The sequence below is a fragment of the Rathayibacter sp. AY2B7 genome (assembly GCF_002931635.1).
Lineage (GTDB): Bacteria > Actinomycetota > Actinomycetes > Actinomycetales > Microbacteriaceae > Rathayibacter.
Genome location: NZ_PSUC01000165.1, coordinates 1 through 4,135 on the forward strand (window position 1 = coordinate 1; position 4,135 = coordinate 4,135).

Genomic DNA, 4,135 nt, shown 5'->3' on the forward strand with positions numbered 1-4,135 from the left:
GACCTGGGCGCGCCGACCGGTCCTCGTCGCGGGGCGCCGCGCGCGTCCGACGGACTGATCCGCCTGGACGTCGACGGCGTCACCACGTTCGCGAGCCCCAACGCCCTCTCGGCGTTCAACCGCATCGGCTTCGCCGACGAGCTCGAGGGGGAGTCGCTCGCCGAGGTCACCACGAAGCTGATCGCGGGGAAGGTCGTCATCGACGAGTCGCTCCCGCTGGTCGTGACCGGCCGGGCGCCGTGGCGCACCGACATCGAGGCCCGCGGAGTGACGGTGTCGCTGCGCGCGATCCCGATCCGCGACCGCGGCGAGCGGGTCGGGGCCGTCGTCCTGTGCCGCGACGTGACGGAGCTGCGCCACCAGGAGCGGGAGCTCATCACCAAGGACGCGACGATCCGCGAGATCCACCACCGCGTGAAGAACAACCTGCAGACCGTGGCCTCGCTGCTGCGGATCCAGGCCAGGCGCACCCACTCCGACCTCGCCCGGGAGGCGCTCACGCAGGCGATGCGCCGCGTCGCCGCCATCGCGGTCGTGCACGACACGCTCTCGGAGGGGCTGAACCAGAACGTCGACTTCGACGCGGTCTTCGACCGAGTGCTGCTGCTGATCGCCGAGGTCGCCTCGACCCACAACACCACGGTGCACCCGAAGCTGACGGGGAGCTTCGGCAACCTGCCCAGCGAGTACGCGACTCCGCTCGCCCTCGCCCTGACCGAGCTGGTCACCAACGCCGTCGAGCACGGCCTGGCCGGACGGGAGGGCGACGTGGAGATCGTCGCCTCGCGCAGCGACGACGAGCTCACGGTGAAGGTGCGCGACACGGGCGTCGGGCTGCCGGAGGGCAAGGTCGGATCGGGCCTGGGCACGCAGATCGTGCGCACGCTCATCCAGGGCGAGCTCGGCGGCACCATCGACTGGCACACGCTGGTCGGGCGCGGCACCGAGGTCACCATCGAGGTGCCGCTGCGGTGGCTGGAGCGCGCCCGCTCCTGAAGCCGGAGACGACGCGACCCCCGCTGCCGAGAGGCGACGGGGGTCGGGGTCGTTCGTGCCGCCGAGCGGCTCGTGCGCCTAGGAGGCGCGGCGTGCGCGGGCGGCGCGGCGCTTCAGGGCGCGACGCTCGTCCTCGCTGAGGCCGCCCCACACGCCCGAGTCCTGGCCGGTCTCGAGGGCGTACTGGAGGCAGACCTCGGTGACGGTGCAGCGTGCGCACACCGACTTCGCCTTCTCGATCTGGTCCACGGCCGGGCCGGTGTTGCCGACCGGGAAGAAAAGCTCGGGGTCTGCGGTGAGGCAAGCGGCCTTGTCGCGCCAGTCCATGCGGGTGCTCCTTGTGTGAAGGCGTGCGTGGAGGAACCACGCAGTGTTCGGGTGGGATGATCGATCCACGCCGACGATCCCGACCAGTACTCGACCTCCGCGCCCTCACCGGCGCACGCCACGAGGCCCCGTGCTGGAGCGCGGGGTGGATCGGGGTGGTGGACGGGAGAACGCTCGGTTCTTGCCGGTGCACTCGACGCGATGCGCGAGCACTGCGTCGGCCACCCGGCTCCAGTGCTGGTCATCCGGCTCGCCCCCGTGCCTGACGGCGCGGCGGGATCGGATGTTCACATCGGCGGAAACCCACGACCCTGTGAGCGGTGAAACGAACTGGACTAGCCTGTCACGGGGATGAGCCCGAATCAAGAGTCCTGGATGGGATGTGCCTGTGACCGCTGATGCGAACGGGTCCCGCGGACCCCGCCCGACCACCTCCCGGCCGCTCGGTCTGGTGGTGCTGATCGTGGTCCTGGCCCTCGAGACGCTCGCCGTCGCCGCGGTCGCGGCATGGCTCGTGCTCGAGCTGCTGACGACCCGGGCCGACACGGTCGGCGGAGGGATCGCCATCGTCGTCCTCGCGCTGATCGCCGTGTGCTGGGCTGCCGCGACGACGCTCGGCGCCGCGCGACGGCGAGGCTGGATGCGCGCGTCGGCGCTGACGATCCAGCTGGTGATGATGGCCGTGGCGCTCGGCGCCTTCCAGGGCCAGTACGCCGTGCCCGACATCGGCTGGGCGCTGCTGGCGCCGGCCGTGGTGGCCGTCGTCGCGCTGTTCCTCCCGAGCGTGGTCGCCGCCACTCGTCGCGATCCGGCCGTGTAGCCGGACGGCTGGCGCGCCGCCGCTCGCGGGTGCGACGCTGGAGGGACCCCCTCCTCGACACGGAAGCGACGCGCATGGACTCCACCCGACTCGGCTCCAGCGGCCTGCAGATCTCCTCGATCGTCCTCGGCTGCATGAGCTTCGGCGCTCCCGACCGCGGGGCCCACGGCTGGAGCATGGGCGAGGAGGAGTCGCGGACCTTCCTCCGGCGGGCTCTGGAGCTCGGCATCACCACGTTCGACACGGCGGACGTCTACTCCAACGGCACGAGCGAGGAGTTCGTCGGCCGGGCGCTCGCGGACTTCGCGGTCCGCGAGGAGGTCGTGATCGCCACGAAGGTCCACGGGCGGATGCGCCCCGGCTCCAACGGCGGCGGCCTCTCGCGGCGGCACATCCTCAGTGCGATCGACGACAGCCTCCGGCGTCTCGGCACGGACTACGTCGACCTCTACCAGATCCACCGCTGGGACCCCGAGACGCCCATCGAGGAGACGATGGAGACGCTCCACGACGTCGTCCGCTCTGGCAGGGCGCGCTACATCGGCGCCTCGAGCATGTGGGCGTGGCAGTTCGCGAAGGCGCAGTACACCGCGGATCTGAATGGCTGGACGCGGTTCGTCTCGATGCAGGACCAGTACAACCTGATCCAGCGCGAGGACGAGCGCGAGCTGCACCCCTTCTGCGTCGACCAGCGAGTCGGCGTGATCCCGTGGTCGCCGCTCGCCCGGGGCCGGCTCACCCGCGACTGGGACGAGACCACGGCCCGCACCGAGACCGACGTCTTCGGCGGCACCCTCTACCGCCAGCAGGAGGAGGCCGACCGGCGGACCGTCGCGACCGTCGCGCGCATCGCCGAGCAGCGCGGCGTGCCCCGTGCGCGGGTGGCGCTCGCCTGGGTCCGGCAGCAGGAGGCGGTCACCGCTCCGATCGTCGGAGCCACGAAGCTCCACCACCTCGACGACGCGGTCGCGTCGCTGGACGTGGAGCTGACCGCCGACGAGCTGGAGGCGCTGGGCGCCGACTACGCACCGCGCGCCAACGAGGGGTTCTGACCCGGCCGATGCGCCACCGCTGATCCGCCCGAGCGGTCTTCGCTACGCTTCCTCTCGAAGATGACGGAAGCTCGGATCAGGAGGTGGCATGGTGAGGAGTGCCGGGGATCCGCTGGGTGCGCGCTACCGCCTGCTCGAGCGGATCGGCTCGGGCGCCGCGGGCGAGGTGTGGCGCGTCGCCGACGCGCAGGGGCCGGACCGCGCGGCGAAGCTCCTCCGCGGTGAGCACGTGCACGACGCGGGCCTGGTCGAGCGCTTCGTCCGTGAGAGGTCGGTGCTCACCCGTCTGCGGCACCCGCACGTCGTGGAGGTGCTCGACCTCGTCGTGGAGGGGGAGACGCTCGGGATCGTGATGGAGCTCGTCGGCGGCGGATCGCTGCGGGAGCTGCTGCGGGACGAGGGCACCCTCCCGGCGGTCGATGCGCTGCCCGTGGCGGCCTCGATCCTCGACGCTCTCGCCGCCGCGCATGCGATCGGCACGGTCCACCGGGACGTGAAGCCCGACAACGTCCTGCTCGCGGAGGGTGCGGACGATGCGGGCTCCGCCGTCCGCGTCTCCGACTTCGGCATCGCTCACGTGGTCGCCGAGGGGCCGCGCGCGACGACGGGTGTCATCGGGACGCCGGAGTACCTCTCGCCCGAGATGCTCGCCACCGGAGCAGCCGGCCCGCCGAGCGACGTCTACTCGACGGGGATCCTGCTCTACGAGCTGCTGTGCGGCCGGACCCCGTTCGCGGGCCCCGGCGCCGACGTCGCGGTCGCCTACCGGCACGTCGCGATGCTCCCGCCGCCGCTGGATCTGCCGCCGCGGCTCGCGTCGCTCCTGGACCGGATGCTCGCGAAGGATCCGGCGTCGCGGCCGACGGCTGCGGAGGCGGCGGGGATCCTGCGACGCCTCTCCCCGCCGCTGGCCGGGCTGCCGGCGCTGCCGCTCGCGGCG

The 4,135-nt window shown here is 72.4% G+C and carries 5 protein-coding genes; 4 read left to right on the forward strand and 1 reads right to left on the reverse strand.

Features of this window, described 5'->3' with window-relative positions; all coding sequences use genetic code 11:
* Window positions 1-996 (forward strand): sensor histidine kinase (locus C5C27_RS16715; protein WP_104314964.1); only part of this gene is annotated, 996 nt, incomplete at its 5' end.
* Window positions 997-1,074: 78 nt separating this feature from the next.
* Here C5C27_RS16715 and C5C27_RS16720 read toward each other — a convergent pair.
* Complete coding sequence (locus tag C5C27_RS16720) at window positions 1,075-1,323, reverse strand: WhiB family transcriptional regulator (protein WP_055788231.1); 249 nt, start codon at window positions 1,321-1,323, stop codon at window positions 1,075-1,077.
* 388 nt (window positions 1,324-1,711) lie between these two features.
* On the opposite strand from C5C27_RS16720, the gene C5C27_RS16725 reads away from it, so the two are divergent.
* From C5C27_RS16725 to C5C27_RS16735, 3 genes are all read left to right on the forward strand, one after another.
* Window positions 1,712-2,143 carry a hypothetical protein gene (locus tag C5C27_RS16725; RefSeq protein WP_104239353.1) on the forward strand — a complete coding sequence of 144 codons (432 nt, stop codon included), beginning with the start codon at window positions 1,712-1,714 and terminating at the stop codon, window positions 2,141-2,143.
* Window positions 2,144-2,217: 74 nt separating this feature from the next.
* Window positions 2,218-3,195 carry an aldo/keto reductase gene (locus C5C27_RS16730; protein WP_104314965.1) on the forward strand — a complete coding sequence of 326 codons (978 nt, stop codon included), beginning with the start codon at window positions 2,218-2,220 and terminating at the stop codon, window positions 3,193-3,195.
* A gap of 88 nt (window positions 3,196-3,283) precedes the next feature.
* Window positions 3,284-4,135: serine/threonine-protein kinase (locus C5C27_RS16735; RefSeq protein ID WP_146079738.1), on the forward strand; the 852-nt coding region annotated here is incomplete at its 3' end.